The 19,718-nt window shown below is 63.7% G+C and carries 17 protein-coding genes and 1 tRNA gene; 16 read left to right on the plus strand and 2 right to left on the minus strand.

The window, feature by feature from the left end:
• The first annotated feature begins 5 nt into the window (after nt 1-5).
• The 8 genes from AC1RMY_RS20040 (at nt 6) to AC1RMY_RS20075 (ending at nt 7,662) form a co-directional block, all read left to right on the plus strand.
• The gene (locus AC1RMY_RS20040) at nt 6-449 is read left to right on the plus strand and encodes a MarR family winged helix-turn-helix transcriptional regulator (protein WP_492867499.1); all 444 of its coding nucleotides are present in this window, start codon (nt 6-8) and stop codon (nt 447-449) included.
• Nucleotides 446-1,651 (plus strand): efflux RND transporter periplasmic adaptor subunit, encoded by a 1,206-nt coding sequence (locus AC1RMY_RS20045; protein WP_492867501.1) that lies wholly within the window; start codon nt 446-448, stop codon nt 1,649-1,651. The genes AC1RMY_RS20040 and AC1RMY_RS20045 overlap by 4 nt, the downstream gene beginning before the upstream one ends.
• Nucleotides 1,648-4,764 (plus strand): efflux RND transporter permease subunit, encoded by a 3,117-nt coding sequence (locus AC1RMY_RS20050; RefSeq protein ID WP_492867503.1) that lies wholly within the window; start codon nt 1,648-1,650, stop codon nt 4,762-4,764. Before AC1RMY_RS20045 ends, AC1RMY_RS20050 begins: the two co-directional genes overlap by 4 nt.
• A 185-nt stretch (nt 4,765-4,949) precedes the next feature.
• The gene (locus AC1RMY_RS20055) at nt 4,950-5,315 is read left to right on the plus strand and encodes a c-type cytochrome (protein ID WP_492867505.1); all 366 of its coding nucleotides are present in this window, start codon (nt 4,950-4,952) and stop codon (nt 5,313-5,315) included.
• A 206-nt stretch (nt 5,316-5,521) separates the two neighbouring features.
• Nucleotides 5,522-5,598: transfer RNA gene (locus AC1RMY_RS20060), tRNA-Arg, on the plus strand.
• A gap of 166 nt (nt 5,599-5,764) precedes the next feature.
• Nucleotides 5,765-6,499 (plus strand): hypothetical protein, encoded by a 735-nt coding sequence (locus tag AC1RMY_RS20065; protein WP_492867507.1) that lies wholly within the window; start codon nt 5,765-5,767, stop codon nt 6,497-6,499.
• A gap of 115 nt (nt 6,500-6,614) precedes the next feature.
• On the plus strand, nt 6,615-6,854 hold the full coding sequence (locus AC1RMY_RS20070) for a helix-turn-helix domain-containing protein (protein WP_492867509.1): 240 nt from the start codon (nt 6,615-6,617) through the stop codon (nt 6,852-6,854).
• Nucleotides 6,855-7,068: 214 nt separating this feature from the next.
• Complete coding sequence (locus AC1RMY_RS20075; RefSeq protein ID WP_492867510.1) at nt 7,069-7,662, plus strand: hypothetical protein; 594 nt, start codon at nt 7,069-7,071, stop codon at nt 7,660-7,662.
• Nucleotides 7,663-8,085: 423 nt separating this feature from the next.
• Here AC1RMY_RS20075 and AC1RMY_RS20080 read toward each other — a convergent pair whose 3' ends face one another.
• Both AC1RMY_RS20080 and AC1RMY_RS20085 read right to left on the minus strand, forming a co-directional pair.
• Nucleotides 8,086-8,493, minus strand: a complete 408-nt coding sequence (locus AC1RMY_RS20080) for a hypothetical protein (RefSeq protein ID WP_492867511.1) — start codon at nt 8,491-8,493, stop codon at nt 8,086-8,088.
• 169 nt (nt 8,494-8,662) lie between these two features.
• Complete coding sequence (locus AC1RMY_RS20085) at nt 8,663-9,670, minus strand: hypothetical protein (RefSeq protein WP_492867512.1); 1,008 nt, start codon at nt 9,668-9,670, stop codon at nt 8,663-8,665.
• 173 nt (nt 9,671-9,843) lie between these two features.
• Between AC1RMY_RS20085 and AC1RMY_RS20090 the strand changes: the two genes are divergently transcribed.
• The 8 genes from AC1RMY_RS20090 to AC1RMY_RS20125 all read left to right on the plus strand — a co-directional run bounded on the left by AC1RMY_RS20090 (nt 9,844) and on the right by AC1RMY_RS20125 (nt 19,483).
• Nucleotides 9,844-10,074, plus strand: coding sequence for a helix-turn-helix domain-containing protein (locus AC1RMY_RS20090; RefSeq protein WP_492867513.1), 231 nt, complete (start codon nt 9,844-9,846; stop codon nt 10,072-10,074).
• 103 nt (nt 10,075-10,177) lie between these two features.
• The gene (locus tag AC1RMY_RS20095; RefSeq protein WP_492867514.1) at nt 10,178-11,563 is read left to right on the plus strand and encodes an IS1182 family transposase; all 1,386 of its coding nucleotides are present in this window, start codon (nt 10,178-10,180) and stop codon (nt 11,561-11,563) included.
• 236 nt (nt 11,564-11,799) lie between these two features.
• Entirely contained in the window at nt 11,800-12,114 is a 315-nt protein-coding gene (locus AC1RMY_RS20100; protein WP_492867516.1) for a DUF3303 domain-containing protein, read from the plus strand.
• A 1,080-nt stretch (nt 12,115-13,194) separates the two neighbouring features.
• The gene (locus AC1RMY_RS20105) at nt 13,195-14,268 is read left to right on the plus strand and encodes a sensor histidine kinase (RefSeq protein ID WP_492867518.1); all 1,074 of its coding nucleotides are present in this window, start codon (nt 13,195-13,197) and stop codon (nt 14,266-14,268) included.
• The gene (locus AC1RMY_RS20110; protein ID WP_492867520.1) at nt 14,255-15,013 is read left to right on the plus strand and encodes a response regulator; all 759 of its coding nucleotides are present in this window, start codon (nt 14,255-14,257) and stop codon (nt 15,011-15,013) included. The genes AC1RMY_RS20105 and AC1RMY_RS20110 overlap by 14 nt, the downstream gene beginning before the upstream one ends.
• A gap of 120 nt (nt 15,014-15,133) precedes the next feature.
• Nucleotides 15,134-15,706, plus strand: coding sequence for a TRAP transporter small permease subunit (locus tag AC1RMY_RS20115; RefSeq protein WP_492867548.1), 573 nt, complete (start codon nt 15,134-15,136; stop codon nt 15,704-15,706).
• The gene (locus AC1RMY_RS20120; protein ID WP_492867522.1) at nt 15,703-17,133 is read left to right on the plus strand and encodes a TRAP transporter large permease; all 1,431 of its coding nucleotides are present in this window, start codon (nt 15,703-15,705) and stop codon (nt 17,131-17,133) included. The genes AC1RMY_RS20115 and AC1RMY_RS20120 overlap by 4 nt, the downstream gene beginning before the upstream one ends.
• A 487-nt stretch (nt 17,134-17,620) precedes the next feature.
• Nucleotides 17,621-19,483, plus strand: coding sequence for a potassium transporter Kup (locus tag AC1RMY_RS20125; protein WP_492867523.1), 1,863 nt, complete (start codon nt 17,621-17,623; stop codon nt 19,481-19,483).
• Nucleotides 19,484-19,718: the final 235 nt, after the last annotated feature.

Raw genomic sequence — 19,718 nt, forward strand, 5'->3', positions numbered from 1 at the left:
GCGAATTGATCTTCCAGCTCGTCGAGACGGCGCGGCTCATGCGCGGCCATGTCGACCGGCGCGCCCGGGAACGCGGGACGACGCGGGCGCAATGGGGCGTGCTCACGCGGCTGCGCCGCAACGAAGGCATGCGGCAGGCCGAACTCGCCGAACTGCTCGACATCCAGCCGATCTCTGTGACACGCATGATCGACAGGCTGGAACAGCAGAATCTGGTCGAGCGTCGGCCCGACCTGAGCGACCGCCGCGCCTATCGCCTTTTCCTGACGAGCGACGGGCATGCGCTCGTGGACGAACTGGACCCGTTGCGTCAGGACATCGCCGATCACCTGCTCGCCATGGTCGACGACGCCACGATCACCGTCATGCTCACCGCACTGGCCAGCATCCGCGAGCAGGCCCGGCCAGCGGACGCGGAAACCACCCCCGCCATCGAAACAGCCGCGTGACGAAGAAGCCCATGAAGACCTCGAAACTCCTGCTCATTTCCTGTGTTGTCGCGGCAATCGCGGGCGGCATCTGGTTCGGCCGTTCGCACGGGGCGGTCGAGCCCTCGCCGCGCCAGGTTCGCGGCGCCGAAGGCTTTCCGGTGGCCGTGGTCACCGCGGCGGCCGAGGCGGGCGACATGCCCGTCGTGAAGCGCTCCATCGGCTTCGTCGAAACGCCGGCGAGCGTCGTGATCCGCTCCCGCATCGACAGCCAGATCGTCGAGCAGCACATCGCCGACGGCCAGTTCGTCAAAAAGGGCGACCTGCTCTTCACGCTCGATGACCGCGACATCAAGGCCCAGATCGCCAAGGACGAGGCGGCGGTCGCGCGCGACGAGGCCCTGCACACGCGCAGCGAGGGCGATCTCTCCCGTTATCGGCAGCTTCTCGCCCGCAATGCCGGCACACAGGCGCAACTCGACCAGGCGACGGCCGACGAGCGCTCGAGCGCGGCCACGATCCAGTCCGACAAGGCGACGCTCGAGGCGGACCGGCTGAAGCTCGGCTATACGCGCATCCTCGCGCCGATCGACGGCCGGGCCGGCGCCGTGCAGGTCACGCCCGGCAACCTTGTCTCCGCCAATGCCTCCGGCACCGCCCTGGTCACGCTGACGCAGATGAAGCCGCTGCGCGTCAGCTTCACCCTGCCCGAACGCGATCTTCCGGCCCTGCAGGCCGCGCTTGCCCGCGGCGCGCCGGTGCCCGTGCTCGCGCGCCTTCCCGACGCGGACAGGGCGGTCGCCCGAGGCGTTCTGAACTTCGTCGACTCCGTCGTCGACACGGCCTCGGGCACGATCAACGCCAAGGCCGCCTTCGCCAATGACGATCTCTCGCTCTGGCCGGGGCAATATGTCGAGGTCGAGGTCGATGTCGACATGCTCAGGAACGTCGCGCAGATCGCCACCGTCGCGGTGCAGCCCGGCCAGAAGAGCCCTTACGTCTACGTCGCCAAGGATGACGGGACCGTCTCGCTGCGGCCGGTCAAAATCGCACTGAGCGATGGCGGGCGCACCGCGCTGAGCGAGGGCGTGAAGCCCGGCGAGCGCGTCGTCGTCGACGGGCAAATGCGGCTGAAGGACGGCGCGAGGTTCCGCGAGCACGACCCGCAGCAGCCCGCCGTGCCCCCCGTCGCCGCAGCCGTTGCCGAAAGAAGCGCGCCATGAACGTCTCGGCCTTCTGCATCCGGCACCCGGTCGCAACGATCCTCATGTCGGTCGCGCTTGTGCTCGCCGGCGCCTTCGCCTATCGCGTCCTGCCCGTCGCGGCGCTGCCCCGCGCCGAGTTCCCGGTGGTCAACGTCTCGGCGCAACTGCCCGGCGCATCGCCCGACACGATGGCGACCTCCGTCGCGACGCCGCTGATCAAGCAATTCGCGACGATCGCCGGCATCGACAGCATCTCGACGACGAACTCTCAGGGCGCGACCTCGATCGCGATCCAGTTCGTGCTGAGCCGCAACATCGACGCGGCCGCAGCGGATGTTCAGGCCGCGATCGCCCGCGCCCAGCGGCAATTGCCGCAGGAGATGACGACCGCGCCGAGCTATCGGAAGGTCAACCCTGCCGATGCCCCGATCATCCTGATGGCGCTGAAGAGCGACGTCATCCCGCTCTCGCAGCTCGACGCCTTTGCCCAGCAGGTGATCTCGCCGGCGCTCTCGACCGTCGACGGCGTGGCGCAGGTGCTGATCTTCGGCAGCCAGAAATATGCGGTGCGCATCCAGATCGACCCGGTGGCGCTCGCCTCGCGCGGCATCGGCGTCGACGAGCTGCAGGCCGCGATCACGGCGAGCAACGCCAATACGCCGGTCGGCACGCTGCAGAACAGCGCGCAGCAGCTGACGATCCAGGCCCGCACGCAGCTCGCCGACGCGCAGCAATTCGCGAACGTCATCATCGCCACCCGCAACGGCAAGCCGGTGCGGCTCGGCGACGTCGCCAAGGTGATCGATTCCGTCGAGAACGCGCAGACATCGAGCGCCTATGACGGCACGCCCGCGATCGTGCTCGCCGTGCAGCGCCAGCCCGACGCCAACACCGTCGAGGTGGTCGATCGCGTCAAGGCGATGCTGCCCTCCTTCAGCGACCAGATGCCGGCGGCAGCCTCGATCTCGTTCCTGAACGACCGCTCGACCTCGATCCGCGCCGCCGTCGAGGACGTGCAGTTCACGCTGGCGCTGACCATCGGGCTCGTGGTGATGGTCATCTTCGTCTTCCTGCGCCGGCTCGCCGCGACGTTCATCCCCGCCATCGCCGTGCCGATCTCGGTCGTGGCGACGCTGGCCGCGATGTATCTCTTCGGCTTCGCCATCGACAACATCTCGCTGCTGGGCCTGACGCTCTCGGTCGGCCTCGTCGTCGACGATGCGATCGTGATGCTCGAGAACATCGTGCGGCATATGGAAGAGGATGGGCTTTCGGCTTTCGACGCAGCCCTGAAGGGCTCCTCGGAGATCGGCTTCACCATCGTCTCGATCTCGCTGTCGCTCGTCGCCGTGTTCATCCCGGTGCTGCTGATGGGTGGTGTGATCGGCCGAATCTTCAACGAATTCGCCGTCGTGGTGACGGTCTCGATCCTGGCCTCGGCCTTCGTCTCGCTGACGCTGACGCCGATGCTGTGCGCGCGCCTGCTCTCGGGATATGGCGCGCATCACCGGGAAAACGCGGTCGGGCGCGCGCTGGAACGCGGCTTCTCGGCGCTGGTCGCCGGCTACGACCGGACGCTCGGCTGGTGCCTGCGGGTCAAGCCGCTGATGCTCCTGTGCTTCTTCGCCACCATGGCGGGATCGGTCTGGCTGGTGCAGACCGCGCCCAAGGGCTTCTTCCCGCAGGAGGATATCGGCCAGCTCCAGGTTACGACCGAGGCGCGCCAGGACATTTCCTTCGGCGCGATGAAGGAGCTGCAATCCAGGGTCGCCGAGATCTTCCGCAAGTCGCCTTTTGTGGCCCATGTCGTCCAGAGCGTCGGCGGCAGCGGGGCTGCTTCCTCCGCGCTCAATTCGGGCCGCCTCTTCGTCGAGCTCAAGCCGAAGGAGGAGCGGCCGGCCCTGCCCAGGGTTCTCGCCGATCTGCGCCGCGAACTCGCAGGGGTCGCCGGCATCACCGCCTTCATGACGCCGGTGCAGAACCTCAATATCGGCGCGCGCTCCTCCAAGAGCCAGTACCAGCTCGTCGTGCAGGGGCTCGACCAGGCGCTGATGAACGAGTGGGCCGTGAAGCTCGCCGACGCGATGGGCCAGGACCGCGCCCATTTCATCGATGTGGCCACGGATCTGCAGAACAGCGCCTCCGAGGCGACGCTGGTGGTCGACCGCGACAAGGCGAACCAGCTCCGGATCGGCGCCGACGTCCTGCGCTCGACGCTTTATTCCGGCTTCGGCGTGCGCCAGGTCTCGACGATCTATACCGCCGGCGACAGCTACCAGGTCATCGTCGAGTTCGATCCGCGCCATGGCTGGTCGCCGGACAAGCTCGACCAGATCCGCATCCGCGCCGGCAACGGGCAATTGGTGCCGCTGGGCGCCTTCGCCAGCGTCCAGCGCACCGTCGGGCAGCTTACGGTCAACCAGCTCGGCCAGATCCCGGCCGCGACGGTCTCCTACAACCTGCCGGCCGGCGTTGCGCTCGGCGACAGCGTCTCGCGCATCGATGCGCTCAAGAGCTCGCTCGGCTTCCCGGCCACGCTCTCGACGACGCTCGCCGGAACAGCCAAGACCTTCCAGGATTCGCTCGGCAACCAGGGCATCCTGATCGCGGGCGCGATCCTGACAATCTACATCGTGCTCGGCATGCTCTATGAGAGCTTCATCCACCCGCTGACGATCCTGACCGGCCTGCCCTCGGCCGCGATCGGGGCCCTCGGCGCGCTCCGGCTCTTCGACCTCGACCTCTCGGTCATCGCGATGATCGGGCTCCTGATGCTGATCGGCATCGTCAAGAAAAACGCGATCATGATGATCGACGTCGCGCTCGTGCTGCAGCGCGAGGGCGCGAGCGCGCAGGACGCGATCCACCGCGCCTGCGTGATGCGGTTCCGGCCGATCCTGATGACGACGCTGGCTGCGCTGATGGGCACGCTGCCGATCGCGCTGGGCGCCGGCGCCAGCGCGGAACTGCGCCAGCCGCTCGGCATCGCCGTGGTCGGCGGCCTGCTGATCAGCCAGGTGCTGACGCTCTACATCACGCCGGTGCTGTTCCTCTATCTGGACAAGCTGGGCGGGCGGCTCTCCGGCAAGCGGGCGAGGACGCCGGCTCCCTTCCCCGCCCCGGCGGAATGACGAGCGGTTCGAGCGCCGAGCATGCGCGACCTCGGCCCCTCGGCAGATGTGGGCGCGCCGCAGAAGGCCGTTGATCGCGATCAAAGCGGTCGCGGACGGATTTGGCCTATATTAGGCGCGTGTCGCGCAGGTGGAAGCCCACATCCTGACGCAGCGGCCTTCTCCAACGAGGGAGCACGGCAACGATGACGGCGATCGGGATCAGACGGCGGAAGCGAGCACTTGCGTTTCGCCGCGGGCTGGGGCTGCTCGCCCTCGAGGCCGCCCTGCTCGCGTCGGGGGCCGGCCGGGCGCAGGGTGTCGGCGATGCGCGCGCAGGCCGGGAGGTCGCAACGTCGCTTTGCATCCAGTGCCATCAGATCGACGGCGCCGGTCGCGATCCCAGCCGAGTTCCGCCCGGCTTTGGCGCGATCGCCGACATGGCCTCTCAGACAGCCCTTTCGCTGCGCGTCTTCCTGCAGACGCCGCACGGCAACATGCCGCGCTACCAGCTCACGAGGGACGAGACCGACGACGTCATCGCCTATATTCTGAGCCTCAGAGCGCGCTGAGTGACGACAGGAGCGACGACGTCGCCCGAACGCCGCACTATGGGCTGCGGCCGGCGCCCCTTCAGGCGGCGTCGACGACACGCCACACGGGCGGCGCGTCCGAGACGTATCGGGCCTGTGGTCTTTCGCCCGCCGCGCCCTTTGCCGCGTCGCGAAATCCCGCATTGCCGAAGCAGCGGCAATCAGCTATCCAGCCTGCACGGTTAGCGCCCGTAGCTCAGCTGGATAGAGCGTTGCCCTCCGAAGGCAAAGGTCACACGTTCGAATCGTGTCGGGCGCGCCATATTTTTCAATAGCTTACGGCGACCGGCCGCCGTCTAGTGAAATATCCGTCAAATAAACCGTCTGTGGAGGTTTGCGGACGCTCGAGGATGCGGGCGGACCTACAACGGGGTATACAGCACATCAACGTGCCATTGTGCTGCGCGCCCATCCGACGAGAGGATTTTATGTCGCTTCGTCCGTCGCCCGTGGGCTTTATTAGTGTCCTTGATGCTCTCGTTAGGCTCCTGAAGATCCAATTCAGCAAGCAGCTTGAAAATTTGCACCGAAAGCAAAAATCTACAATCGATATAAGCATAGCGCGCTTAGGTCGCAAATTTCCCGACGGTTTCGTTGAATATGCACTGCGCGATCCTCGATTTGATGATCATGAAAATTTTGCACCGATCGAACTTCTTCCGGAATTCAGAGAGTTGTGCTCTTACGCGTGCTTTACATTCCAAAATTTAGTTGTTGAAGGAAAATTTAATATAGATGGAGATTCTATTATAGATCAATTATTATATAGAATTACAAATAAAGAATTTCGTAGATTAATTCCTCATGAATTCTGTCACGAATATATCGCGACGCGCGGATTCATAACAAATTTTCGAGTGAGTGAATCAGAATTTTCTGAAGCAGCTAAAATTTATACAGAAGTTTTTATTTCTGATCGTGCTAAATTTTCTTCACTGCGGCCAATGGGAACTGTCAAGGTACGGGGACGCCCTCCCGAAAAAACCAACGGAGTGAAGGCGCGTCTCCGCAAACTGCCGATTGAGGAATTTGTCGTTTTGCAAACCAGGACGGAAGAAGCGTCCGCCAGCGAATACGGGGTATCGAGAGCCACTTTCAGGCGGGCATATGCCGAGGTTGAACGGGAAAGGAATTCCTCGGAGGCAATTTCCGACAATTCCTGACTTTATGGAAATGCGGGAGATTAATTTCGGACAAGGAACAAATAGCGACCGCTCAAAGAATCGATTTGAACTTGTTCGGTGGCCTACCAACGTCACTGGACAAGGAAAGCAGATCATGACCGAGAAAGTCGCCTTTCGAATTCAAGAGTTAGTAAAATCCGGACCGTTGAGCCGATCAGCGCTATACGATCTAATTAAGACGGGCCACCTTCCAGCAAGGAAATGCGGGCGCAGCACAATCATCTTGGCCGCGGATTGGAACAACTTTCTTGCGAGCCTGCCGATGCGCATAAGCGCCGACGTGAATGTCGAGCCCCCGGAAGTCGACGCCCCTTATGCGTCCGACGCCGCCTGATTCCAGCGGCTTTCGGCCAGTACCCGTCGCGCAACTGCGCGCACTCATGAAAATTTGCTCCACTCATGCCGATCCTGGCGGCCTTCGAAGGATCGAGCTCGGAAAACCTCGATAGCAGGAGGGGCCTTCCCCGGCCAAATGACGACCTATGTCGAAAATCAGCTTGAATCACTGCCGCTCCAAACATGAGCCGCTGATAAGAGCGTGCGCGCAAATGCTGTACGACACCATTGGCCGCGGCAAAGCTCACCCGTATTTCCTGACTCTGACATTCGACCGTTACGACGACCGTTACCACGTTGGCGGCGGATGCCACACGGCACCCAGCAGGGCAGAGGTTCTTGGCGGTCTCACACGGAAGATGCCGCCTTCAGCAGCTCTTGATCGGCGCCAAGCGGATATCCGACGCTTCTATGTCCGGCTCTGCCGCCCGCTCTTGGGGCGCGACTGGAGCGCAATGGGCGACCTGCAACCGCGTGGGATTGGCTGGCTCGACCGCCCTGCCTACAAGGGCGCCAAGAACAGGAGCCCTCTTGCACGCCAGCCTGGTGACGTCTTCCAGCATGCTCACATTGTGCTCGCAGTTCCGACGCTGACGCCGTTGGGGCGCGACACCGCGATCAATCATCGTTTCGAAAAGTTGTACGCCAACGGGATCCTGGGATTGATCTGGCACAACTTCCAGAGAGAGGGGGAGGTTCACGTCAAGCCCAGTTGGGACCCACACGGCGCCCTCGACTACATCGCAAAGAGCGCGAAGAGGGACGGCAGCTTCGAAGACGACATGATCATTCTCCCTGCTCGATAGGCCCCCTACCCCTCGTGCACGTGCACGTGCGCGCGTGCAAGGGGGGTGCCAAGGTGAAGGCTGGCGAAATCGGGCCGCTCTCGGTGCTTTGCTCTCGCAAAAATAGGACGCGGTGGGGGAGGACCTCCCTCACATGAGCTGGCATAGCGCGGGGGAGGGACGCTGCGGTTCGGCTGCAGCCATTCGCCACGGGTCACAGCGGGGTCAAACGGGGCACGATTTTCTGTGAACCGGTCTCAGAATATCAGATACTTAGCGAAGATCATGCTCCAATGCTGAAGCGCAAAAGGGGTCTTCAGACGTATCAATTCATTGGCAGCTTCCTGTCGCTAATAGCCGATCGCAGCGTTAGTTCGATTGTAGATAACCCCGCTTTCGCGGCATTCCGTGCGAACTTCGGCGGAACTGGGATGACGGACGCAATCAAAAGCTGCCCGGGCTCGGCTGCTGCAACTGCATCGTCCTCTGACTGCGCCGTTGCGCCAGTGCCGCCTCGTACTGCGCATCAACGAGTTGCTGCGCTTGCGCCCGACGTGTCACTTGCGCGGTCAAGTCAGCATTGACCTTGGCGAACTCGAGTTCGGCCTCGGCCTCGGTCATCTGTTTGCGGTCCGTCTTCTCGGCAATGACCAAGCGCGATTGCATACGCACCGCTGCCAGGTCGGCGCCCCAAACCTCACCAAGGCGCCCCTCAGCGGCGTTATGGCATCGTGCCCTTTCGACGTTGCTCTTGAAGGTCTGCTGCCGACAGGCACCGCGCTTTGACTCGATATCTGCAGCGACCCGATCGGCGGCGCGGATGCAGCCGCCTAGTGTCAGAACCAACCTCATCGCGGCGGCAAGATGCCCGCACCCGCGCGCCTGCCGCCTGCCGCCTGCCGCCTGCTAGCCAGCCACGTTTCGATCAGCGAATCATGCGAGCCATCAGTGAGGCGGACGCCAGCTGTCATCGACATTGAGAAGACCCCGACAATAGGAAGGGAAAGAACTCGGTTCACGATCAACTGACAGAGAACTCCCGCTCCATGGCATCGGCACGCGGCGCAGGCGCGCGGTCGCTATTGTTCGAGAGGGGCATCCGATCGGAAGCGATGGCTTTGCGCAGCCCCCACCGCGACATCAGCGCGGTGAGATATCCACCGAGCATCCAGCTTCCAAAAAATCCGGTGAGGTATCCTAGGTCTCCGAATCCGACGGCTCCCACAAACAGCGGTGTGGCTTTCCGCCAACCGAACAGGACGTCGCCGGCGAGAATAATTGCCCCGAGCAAAATCGAACCCGTCAGCCAGTTCGGCACGATCCGAGCCGCTGCGGAAGATGCGTTCAGCGCGAACGGCCCCATCAGGCTATAGCGCGCCCAAACCCCACAAAGCCCCCCGACGACTGCGGAGCCAAGCGCAACGAGTATCAGCCCTACGAGCATAAAGTTTGCGAAGGCGGTATCGCCTGTTGGCATCAGCGCGATGGCCGAAGGTGCCGCCAGCAATCCTCCCCCGACTGCGGCATTGCGCGCCCATCGATGTGGGATGCGCTCAAGCCAAGCTTCCGCATGGCTTTGGTAAGTAGCCTCGGATCGTATCGATGATGGCGATGCTCGCGAGCAACTTGGCTCCGAGGGCTCGACTTTCACAGTAGGGGCACTGAAGCCCCTCGCAACCCAGAACACCGCGGAAATGATAAGCCCGATGAACATGCCGGGGCCAAAGAGGATCGCCAAAAAGCGCGGCATGTTGAGATGGCGCGGGTACGACGGGGCGTTGGTCCGGGGAATATCGTCGAAGAGCGGAGCGAGTCCCGTCGTAACCCGCGTTCTGGGAAAAAGGCCGCAGTCGCGGTTCCATCTACGCGTTCCGAAGGAGTCGAGCGCATAAACAGGTTCTGCGCAGGTAACAAGTCCGTCGTCATGCTCCCCCTGGCTGCCGTGATACTCGAGCACAGCGAAGCTAATGACACCGACCGTCCATGCGACGGCCATGACGATCGAGAGCCGCTGCCATCCATTCAACACCGACCTAACCTCCTCATCGACACGGCCACGCCCGATCGCAGCTGACGCCCGGAAGACGCAGCTCTCGACCGCTCGCAAACACGAGTTCCTCGCCGAGCTGAATAGCACGAGAAACAATGAATCGGAATGATCGTTCCTGGATCGATCGTTCTTGTTCCCCGCCTTTGGCGTGCATGGATCTCAAGGATGTCCTGGCTACCAATCTTCGCCGCCTTCGCCGCGAGCGAGGACTGACGCAAGAAGATCTCGCTGAACATGCCGGGATCAGCAGTCGCTATGTTGGAGCCGTCGAGCGCGGAGACGTCGCCGCCAGTGTTACCGTTCTGGGACAGCTTGCGGCTGCGCTCTCAATCGAGCCGAGTGAGCTCCTGGCGGCAAAACAGGCCACTTCGCGCGACACATAGCGGCAAGGACCGAATGAACCTGTTTGGCCGATACCGTTGAAAAAGTCGCTGTTGCTGGGGGCATCAAGTCCTGATTCAGTCTTCCTCGGCGGAGGGTGGCGCGATGATGTGCGAACTGCGGGTGGCGCAAGAGGCGCTGTTCTACGAGTTCAGCCTGGAGCGGCATGTGCCAGCCGGTCACTGGGTGCGCGCCATCGATCGCTTCGTCGATCTCTCGAATATCCGCGCGCATCTGCGACCGTTCTACAGCGAGATGGGGCGGCCCTCGATCGATCCGGAGCTGATGATCCGGATGCTGCTCATCGGCTATTGCTTCGGCATCCGCTCGGAGCGGCGCCTTTGCGAGGAAGTGCATCTCAACCTGGCCTATCGCTGGTTCTGCCGGCTCGGGCTCGAAGGCGACGTCCCGGACCACTCGACCTTTTCGAAGAACCGGCATGGCCGCTTCCGCGAGAGCGATCTCCTGAGGGAGCTATTCGAGACGACCGTCCGGCGCTGCATCGCGGAGGGGCTCGTCAGCGGCGAAGGCTTTGCAGTCGATGCCAGCCTGATCAAGGCCGACGCCAACAAGCAACGTTCGGCGGAGGCTTCTGAGCCGGTCGACTGGGACGATCTCGCTCGGACACGGCGCTCGGTGCGCGAGTATCTAGACACGCTCGACGAGGCCGCCTGGGGCGCAGCCAGCGAGGCCAAGCCGAAGTTCGTCTCCCGCTCCGATCCGGCGGCGCAGTGGACGGGAGCCCTGAAGGGCCATGCCTTCTTCGCCTATGCGACCAACTATCTGATCGACCTCGACCACGCCGTCATCGTCGATGTCGAGGCCAGCCGCGCGATCCGGCAGGCCGAGGTCGGATCGGCCCGCACCATGCTCGACCGGACGCAGGAGCGCTTTGGGCTCTGGCCGGCCCGGCTCGCCGCCGATAGCGCCTACGGCTCGGCCGAGAACCTCGCCTGGCTGGTCCACGAACGCGGGATCGAGCCGCATATCCCGGTCTTCGACAAATCCCAGCGCAGCGACGGCACTTTCAGCCGCTCCGACTTTGCCTACGATCACGGCCGCGATCTCTACATCTGCCCGGGTGGGAAGGAGCTGAGGCAGCGCCAGAAGGCCTATCGAACGGAGCGGCCGCTCGTCGATGACGAGGGCATGATGCGCTACCGCGCCAGCAAGTTCGACTGCGACGCCTGCCTGCTGAAGCCGCAATGCTCACCCAACATACCCGCTCGCAAAATCCTACGCTCGATCCACGAGGGCGCCCGCGACATGGCCAGGCACATCGCGCAGACCGACGCCTATGTCGTCTCACGGCGCGAGCGGAAGAAGGTCGAAATGCTCTTCGCCCATCTCAAGCGCATCCTCAGGCTCGACCGGTTGCGACTCCGCGGCCCCAATGGTGCCAGAGACGAGTTCCACCTCGCGGCAGCAGCCCAGAACCTCAGGAAGCTCGCGAAACTCCTGCCGAACGGACCTCAGATCAGGCCGGCATGAGAGGCCGAGCCTCGATCGGCCAAATTCCCTACGCGGCAGCTGCGCTCAGATGGCCGACTTTTTCAACGGTATCGGTGGGAAGCGGCCCTTTAGCCCACGCCCCGGCCCTCGCCTCCAACGAGCGCCCTTGTGCAGAGGCGTCGCTAGGTAGAGATTGATCGCGCCGTCGCATCCAGCCCGGGCGCATCCTGAGACCCGGCCGGGTCGAGTCGACCGCAGAAGCGGGAGATGACGTCATGAAGTACATGATCAGCTGGTGGGAACGTCCACAAGGTTCAGCCATTGAGTACGAGAATGCGCAAAAGCGTATACTTGAGGTTTTTCGTCAGTGGAAGGCACCTGAAAACTTCAAGATTGAGCTGTTCGTAGTACGAGTAGGAGACTGGGGAGGTTACATGTTGGCGGACTGCGACGATCCACTGACCGTCCATAAGTTCTGTTCTATGCTCCCCGCTTTCGAATTCCAGGCGAGACCCGTTATTCCGGTCGAGGACGCCGTGCGCGGTGAACTCGAGGTCATTGCCTGGCGCGAGGGTTTGACGAGCGCCTGAACGCAGGAATCCTCTCGTCCGGTTCCTCCAATGTCGGTTCAGATGTCTGTTTGGGGCTGCCCGAGTGGTCGGGCCGCACAGTCATTTCAAAGGCGCAACGGCCTCGGCCAAGCTCTTCGACTGATGGATTCCGGTCAGCCGGGGATGCCTAGCAACAAAATTCTTCAGGCTAAGTTGAGCATTTTGCTCTCTCCCGCGTTTAGCTGGCGGGAGGAGGAAAGACCGATGCGACACGATCTTACAAATCACGCATTTGCGGCCGTCCTTGCCTTGATCGCGACCTCGCCAGGCTGGGCACAGGATCAACGCCCTGCCGGATCAAGCCAGTCGCTCACGTGCAAATTCAGCCGCGATCATGAGGAATCGCGGATCATCCTGAATGGAAGCTGCTCTGGCGCGCTTGACTTCAGCATCTCCGTCCGGGTCGAGACCCGGTCCGCTTCGCGGACGGGGGGGTATGAAAGAACTTTCCGCGATGGCACAGGCCCCGTTGCCGATCTGTAGGGCTCCCGTCAGGGCCAGACGCATTCGTGAGCAAGATGTCGGTCGGCTGCTCAAGGCTCAGTGAGCAGGCCGTTGGTCTGCTCTAGCATACGCGCGATTGCCGCCACGTCCTGCCCGAGGGCGGTCAGTTCGAATTTCTGCTCAGGGTGGGAAGCGGTCATTGTCTTCCAAGACGAGCATGTCGGCTATGCCGCAACTTGCCCGGGCGAGCGGCTGGTGGTTTTGGCCCATTCCGGACGCTCGGAACGTCCGCTCGCTGGCTCGTTAGCTAAACAGCTGGCGATAGGACCGGAGTCGACCCATTATTCACGACGGACAGGCCGCCTTGCTCAGGTCGGCGAAGGGGCGCGATCTAGTTGTCGGAACTGTTGCTTAAGCAAGATCACTGCCTCCGGCCCTCCGGCATTCCTATGTTCTGACTTCGTGTGTTTCGACCGTCGGTGTAGGTAGCCCGGCAATCCGTGCGCAGCAAAAAGGAGACTCGATGTTCCTCCGCGCCAGAGACAGAAATCGTGGCGCTGTCGCGGCCTTCGCTTCCGACTGCAGCAAGCGTTTGTGCCAAGCGCATCGCGGCGCATGATCATTCTTCGGCCCCTTCTCCCCCACATTGAGGTCGTGGTGCTCGTCGCGGCGGCCACGGCACTCGCGGGTGTCATCGTTTGGCTCACACCACTCGACAGCGTGTCTGCGATCTACATGCTGCCGGTGCTGATCGCGGGGGTACGACACGGCACCGGCTCAGCCGTCTTCGCCGCCCTGCTCGGCGCCTTCATGACGTCGCTGTTTTATCCGCCGCTTTTCAGCCCGCTGGTCTTCCAGCCGTCCCAACTCATCGACCTCGTCACCTCTCTCGCCGTCGCGTTGACGGTCGGCCCGCTCGTAGGCCGGTTGCGACTCCAGTCGCGCATTCTCGACGAGCACCGGTTGCGGGAGCGTACCGACGAACTACGAGACATTCTGGTCGAGTCGGTTTCCCATGAACTGCGCACGCCGCTCGCCGGGATCATGGGCGCGGCGAGCGTGCTCACCAGTGCTCCCGAACTCGCTGGGCGCGAGCCGTTGCTTTCCCTGACAACTGGCATCGAGCAGGAGGCCGGCCGGCTCGACCGGCTGATCCAGGACGTGCTCGATCTCGGCCGCATCCGCGCCGGCGCCCTGCAGCCGCATCTCGACACGCTCGACCCCTGGGACATCGTCAACGACGCGCTCGCCACCGCGCAGGACCGCCTGCGAGCCAATGACGTGCGGCTGGAACCCGCCCACTCGCTGCCGCTGGTGCGAGTCGACCCGGCGCTGACCGCCCAGGCCCTGGTCAATGTCCTGGAGAATGCCGCGAAATACACGCCATCCGGCGGTTCCATCCATGTCTCGGCGAAGGCCGCGCCAGGCTCGGTCGCTATCGCGGTGCGAGACGAGGGTGCCGGCCTTGAGGCCGGGGAGGACTGGCTGATCTTCGAACGCTTCCACCGCGGCGAGCGCCATGCCGACATCGCCGGCGGCAGCGGGCTGGGCTTGACGATCGCCCGGGTTTTCGTGGAGGCCAGCGGCGGGCGCATCGTGGCGCTCAGCGCGGGACCGGACCGGGGCACAACCCTGCGCCTGATCCTGCCCGTCGCGGAAGCCAGGGAGGGCGATCATGACGACGACTGAGGCCGCTTCCGGCGCGACAGTCAACGAACCGCTCGTGCTCGTCGTGGACGACGAGGCCGCAATTCGCCGCTTCCTACGGACGGGGCTGGAGATGCACGGCTTCCGCGTCGTCGAGGCCGAGACGGCCCGGCAGGCGAAGGAGCTCGCCGTGATGCGCCAGCCGGACCTCGTCGTGCTCGACCTCGGCCTGCCCGATGCCGACGGCGCCACCGTGGTCGAGGCGCTGCGCGGCTGGTCGCATGCCCCGATCATCGTGCTCTCCGTGCGCAAGTCGGAAGCGGAGAAGGTCAGGCTGCTGGAGGGCGGCGCCGACGACTATATCGTCAAGCCCTTCGGCATGGCGGAGCTCCTGGCCCGCGCCCGCGTCGTGCTGCGCCGCGCCGTGCGGCAGGAGACTCCCGAGCCTGTCATCCAGGTCGGCGGGCTTTCGATCGATCTCGCACGCCGCCTCGTCAGCCGCGACGGCAGCGCGATCATACTTTCGCCCAAGCAATTCGCGCTGCTGCGCATTCTGGCGGTTCACCACGGCAGCGTCATGACCCACCGACAACTGATGCGGGAACTCTGGCCGCAGGAGCCGGACGAGGATGTGCAGTATCTGCGTATCCTGGTGAAAAAGCTGCGTAATCGCATCGAACCCAACCCTGCGCGGCCGATCTATGTGGTGACCGAGCTCGCCGTCGGCTACCGCCTGCGCACCCAGGAGCAACTCGACGCCTCTGGTTATGCCGCGGCTATGCAGTAAGCCGACCCACATCATGGAACGGATAAGAGCGTAGCTGCTAACGGCGGCGTTCGGGGAAACGTCGCTGTCGCGCGGGGATTCATGTTCAAGCTCTGGCTGGCGGTCGCCACCATCGGCGTCATGGCGGGCGTCGTGGCGATCGCCTGGTTCTTCTGCCGTCAGCTCATGCCGCTGGCGCGCTTCATCGATCGCATCAGCAGCGTACTCGGCGTCATCGCGAGCTGGCTCGTGCTGCTGGCCTGCCTCATCAGCGCCGGCAACGCCACGATCCGCTACCTCTTCTCCTACAGTTCGAATGCCTGGCTCGAACTGCAGTGGTACATGTTCGCCGGCATGGTGCTGCTCGGCTCGGCCTATACGCTGCGGGTCAACGAGCATGTCCGCGTCGACCTGCTCTACGGCGCCGTCTCCGACCGCGTCCGCCACTGGATCGACCTTCTCGGCGGCGCGATCTTCCTGCTGCCGATGTGCCTCGTGATGATCTGGTTCACCTGGCCGTGGTTCGTCCAGTCCTGGACGCTGAACGAAGCCTCGAACAATGCCGGCGGCCTGATCCGCTGGCCGGTCATCCTGCTGCTGCCGGTCGGCTTCGTGCTGATCCTGCTCCAGGGCATCTCCGAGATGATCAAGCGCGCCGCAGCGCTGCGCGGCTTCCACCAGCACGAATACGCTTACGAGAAGCCGCTGCAATGATCGACACGATCCGCGACAACCTCGGCCCCATGATGTTCGGGGGCGTCGTCCTCTTTTTGCTCATCGGCTACCCGGCGGCCTTCTCGCTCGCGGCGGTCGGCCTGTTCTTCGGCTTCATCGCGATCGAGATGGGGGTGATCGCGCCCCAGTACATGGGCAACCTCACCTTCCAGCTCTATTCGATCATCTCGAACGACCTGCTGCTCTCGATCCCGTTCTTCACCTTCATGGGTGCGATCCTGGAGCGCTGCGGTCTGGCCGAGGACCTGCTCGACTCGATCGGCCAGCTGTTCGGCAGCATCCGCGGCGGCCTCTCCTATGCGGTCATCTTCGTCGGCGCGATCCTCGGCGCCATCACCGGCACGGTCGCAGCCTCCGTCATCGCCATGGCGGTGATCTCGCTGCCGGTCATGATGCGCTACGGCTACGACATGAAGCACGCCACCGGCGTCATCGCCGCGTCCGGCACCATCACCCAGCTCATTCCGCCCTCGCTGGTGCTGGTCGTGCTCGCCGACGTCATGGGCCGCTCGGTCGGTGACATGTATGCCGGCGCCATCGGCCCCAGCATCGTCCAGGTCGCGCTCTTCTGCATCTGGGTGGCGATCCTCAGCATCATCAACCCGGCCGCCGTGCCGGCCCTGCCGCCGGAGGCGCGCACGCTGAAGGGTTGGGCGCTGGCGTGGAAATGCGTCCGCGGCATCGTTCCCTCCGCGGTGCTGATCTTCCTCGTGCTCGGCACGATCTTCATGGGGTTGGCGACGCCGACCGAAGCGGGCGCGATGGGCGCCGTCGGCGCCCTGGCGCTGGCGGCGATGTACCGCACGCTGACCTGGAAGCTGACCTATCAGGCGATGTCCTCGACCATGCGCATCACCGCCATGGTCACGATGATCCTGATCGGCGCGCGCGTGTTCAGCCTCGTCTTCCAGGGCGTTGGCGGCGGCAAGTGGATCGAGCACATGCTCACCGGCTTGCCGGGCGGTCAGGTCGGCTTCCTGACCTTCACGATGATCTTCATCTTCTTCATCGCGTTCTTCCTCGATTTCTTCGAGATCGCCTTCATCATCATCCCGCTGCTGACGCCGGCAGCCGAGAAGCTCGACATCAACCTGATCTGGTTCGCGCTGCTGATCTGCGCCAACATCCAGACTTCGTTCATGCATCCACCCTTCGGCTTCGCGCTGTTCTACCTGCGCGGCATCGCGCCACCGACGGTGAAGAGCCGCGACATCTATCTCGGCTCGATCCCCTGGATCGTGCTGCAGCTGATCCTGGTCGCGATCATGATCGTCTTCCCGCAGATCGTGACCTACTGGCTGGACAAGCCGGTGACGCTCGATCCGGCGGCGCTGGAGAAGCAGCTCAATTCGATGCCCTCCTTCGGCACGATCGAACTCAACGGCCTGACACCGCCCCAGCCTTGACGTAGGCGGTCAGTCGCCTTTTTGGCACTTCACTAGAGCATATCCATTGATCGTTGAATCGATTGTGAAGTGACCGGAGCCGCGGTGTCTGATTCAACCTGCCGCGCAAGGGAGGTAGGCAATGGCGCGGGCTCTAAGTGACGATCTTCGTGTGCGTGTCGTGAAAGCTTCGACGGCTGGTTGATCCGAGCCCTTAAAGCTGGATCGCTTTGAGCTAGAGTTTTCCGCGTCGTGTCCCTTGGGCTGGGAGGAGCGGAAGACGATGAAGGATTCGAAGTTCTCGGACGCGCAGAAGGCGTTCATCCTGAAGCAGGGGAGACCCAATGACCGCTTCTCGTGACCTCTCGCGCCATCCTCGTTGGCCGGCTTCGGGATTATGGCGGGGCGCTCCGCTTGCCGCCGTGGCATTGGTCGTCGCGGTCCCCTCTCGCCGCTTGCGCCGAACCGCACTCGGAACGTCGCCGCGGGCGGCAATGGCCTGCTCCGCATGACGGCCGCCCAGCAACGGCCAACGCTTAAGCTGATGCTCGGCGCGACCGGTGTGGTGTTCGGCGACATCGGCACCAGCCCTCTCTATGCGTTCCGCGAGAGCTTCGTCGGCCACCACCGGCTGCCGCTCGACAGCTTCCACGTGCTCGGTGTGCTGTCCATGCTCGTCTGGGCACTGATCCTCGTCGTGACGGTCAAATATGTGTTCGTGACGATGCGCGCGGACAACCGCGGCGAGGGTGGTAGCTTCGCTCTGCTTGCACTGGTCGAGCGCGTCGCGAAGACATCCCCCGCCTTGCCCTGGGTCGCAGCCGCCGCGCTGCTCGCCACCGCGCTCTTCTACGGCGATGCCGTGATCACGCCGGCGATCTCGATACTTTCGGCGGTCGAGGGCCTGTCGCTCCTGAACCCGAGCTTCAGCGAGCTTGTGATCCCGTTGACGCTCACGATCATCGTCGCGCTGTTCGCGATCCAGCGTTATGGCACGGGAGTCGTAGGCGGTCTGTTCGGGCCGGTGATGGCACTCTGGTTCCTGACGATCGGCGTGCTCGGGACCGTTCAGATCGCAGCCAACCCGGCGGTGCTCGCAGCGGTGAATCCGTCCTATGCCGTCAGCTTCCTCCTCGCCGATCCGGTGGGTGCCTTCTTCACCCTCGGCACGGTGGTGTTGGCGGTGACCGGTGCCGAGGCCCTCTATGCCGACATGGGGCACTTCGGTCGCGGCGTGATCGCGCGTGCTTGGCTCTGGCTGGCGCTGCCGGCGCTGCTGCTCTGCTATGCGGGGCAAGCGGCATTGGTTCTGTCCGACCCTTCGGCGATCCGCTCACCCTTCTATCTGATGGCACCCGATGGGCTGCTCGCGCCGTTGCTGCTGCTCGCTGCCGCCGCGACGGTGATCGCCAGCCAGTCGATCATCAGCGGCGCCTTCTCGGTCACGCAGCAGGCTATCCAGCTCGGCTATCTGCCGCGCGTGAGGATTACGCACACATCGAGCGAAGCGCGCGGACAGATCTTCGCTCCGACCGTCAACATCCTGCTGTTCCTGGCGGTCGTGGCGCTGGTGCTCGGCTTCAAGAGCTCAAGCGCGCTTGCGGCGGCGTTCGGGCTCGCTGTCACGACGACGATGGTGCTGACGACATTGATGATCGGCTTTGTCGTCTTCCGGATCTGGCGCTGGAGTCCCGTCTGGGCGGTGCCGGCCTATGCTGTGCTGCTTCTGCTCGACCTTGGCCTGTTCGCGGCTTCCGCGACCAAGTTCTTCGATGGCGGCTGGCTGCCGGTGACGATTGCCGCGGTCCTGGTGCTGGTCTTCGACACCTGGCGAAGGGGGCGGGCATTGCTCAACCGCCGGCTCGCCGAGGAGACGATGCCGTTCGAGACGTTCCTGCAATCGGCCGCCAAGGTCCAGCGTGTGCCGGCGACCGCGATCTATCTGACCAGCAGCAAATCGGGCATGCCGCCGGCGCTCCTTCACAACCTCAAGCACAACCTCGTCCTTCATGAGCACGTGTTGATCGTCACGGTCGAGACGGCGCTGATGCCGCGTGTCTCCGAGGAAAACCGGCTGGAAGTCGAGCCGCTCGGCCATGGCTTCACGCGCGTGACCATTCGCTATGGCTTCGCCGAACACCCGGACGTTCCGCAGGCGCTCGCGCCGGTCATGAAGCGCGAAGGCTGCAACCCGATCACATCCGGCTATTTCCTCAGTCGCCAGACACTGGTGCCCACCCGCCGGCCCGGCATGGCGCTGTGGCGCGAGCATCTGTTCGCGGCAATGGCACGCAATGCCGAGACGCCGATGACCTTCTTCCGGTTACCGGTGAACCAGGTGGTCGAACTGGGCAGCCAGATCGAGATCTAGGCAATCGCGTTTGTGGTGTCGTGCGCATCGAGAGCAATCCCGGAGCGCGGTCCTCAACGTCGAAGCGGTGGTGCCGTGGCCCGGACGATACCAACGTATAGCGGCGCTACGCCATGGTCCGATTGATCCGCCAGCCGGTAGTGAGCAGAAGCGTCATGTCTTCGCCGCGTCAGCGGATCGACGGCACCAGCGCAATAACCGGCCGAACAAGGCAAATGGACAGCGACCGACCTAG

Source organism: Allobosea sp. GW822-FHT03F07, from assembly GCF_058801345.1.

What these genes read in the sequence shown, in the direction of transcription:
- AC1RMY_RS20050 (WP_492867503.1), top strand. Translation starts at nt 1,648, where the DNA reads ATGAACGTCTCGGCCTTCTGCATCCGGCACCCGGTCGCAACGATCCTC.
- AC1RMY_RS20055 (WP_492867505.1), top strand. Translation starts at nt 4,950, where the DNA reads ATGACGGCGATCGGGATCAGACGGCGGAAGCGAGCACTTGCGTTTCGC.
- AC1RMY_RS20065 (WP_492867507.1), top strand. Translation starts at nt 5,765, where the DNA reads ATGTCGCTTCGTCCGTCGCCCGTGGGCTTTATTAGTGTCCTTGATGCT.
- AC1RMY_RS20070 (WP_492867509.1), top strand. Translation starts at nt 6,615, where the DNA reads ATGACCGAGAAAGTCGCCTTTCGAATTCAAGAGTTAGTAAAATCCGGA.
- AC1RMY_RS20075 (WP_492867510.1), top strand. Translation starts at nt 7,069, where the DNA reads ATGCTGTACGACACCATTGGCCGCGGCAAAGCTCACCCGTATTTCCTG.
- AC1RMY_RS20080 (WP_492867511.1), bottom strand. Translation starts at nt 8,493, where the DNA reads ATGAGGTTGGTTCTGACACTAGGCGGCTGCATCCGCGCCGCCGATCGG.
- AC1RMY_RS20090 (WP_492867513.1), top strand. Translation starts at nt 9,844, where the DNA reads ATGGATCTCAAGGATGTCCTGGCTACCAATCTTCGCCGCCTTCGCCGC.
- AC1RMY_RS20095 (WP_492867514.1), top strand. Translation starts at nt 10,178, where the DNA reads ATGATGTGCGAACTGCGGGTGGCGCAAGAGGCGCTGTTCTACGAGTTC.
- AC1RMY_RS20100 (WP_492867516.1), top strand. Translation starts at nt 11,800, where the DNA reads ATGAAGTACATGATCAGCTGGTGGGAACGTCCACAAGGTTCAGCCATT.
- AC1RMY_RS20105 (WP_492867518.1), top strand. Translation starts at nt 13,195, where the DNA reads ATGATCATTCTTCGGCCCCTTCTCCCCCACATTGAGGTCGTGGTGCTC.
- AC1RMY_RS20110 (WP_492867520.1), top strand. Translation starts at nt 14,255, where the DNA reads ATGACGACGACTGAGGCCGCTTCCGGCGCGACAGTCAACGAACCGCTC.
- AC1RMY_RS20115 (WP_492867548.1), top strand. Translation starts at nt 15,134, where the DNA reads ATGGCGGGCGTCGTGGCGATCGCCTGGTTCTTCTGCCGTCAGCTCATG.
- AC1RMY_RS20120 (WP_492867522.1), top strand. Translation starts at nt 15,703, where the DNA reads ATGATCGACACGATCCGCGACAACCTCGGCCCCATGATGTTCGGGGGC.
- AC1RMY_RS20125 (WP_492867523.1), top strand. Translation starts at nt 17,621, where the DNA reads ATGACGGCCGCCCAGCAACGGCCAACGCTTAAGCTGATGCTCGGCGCG.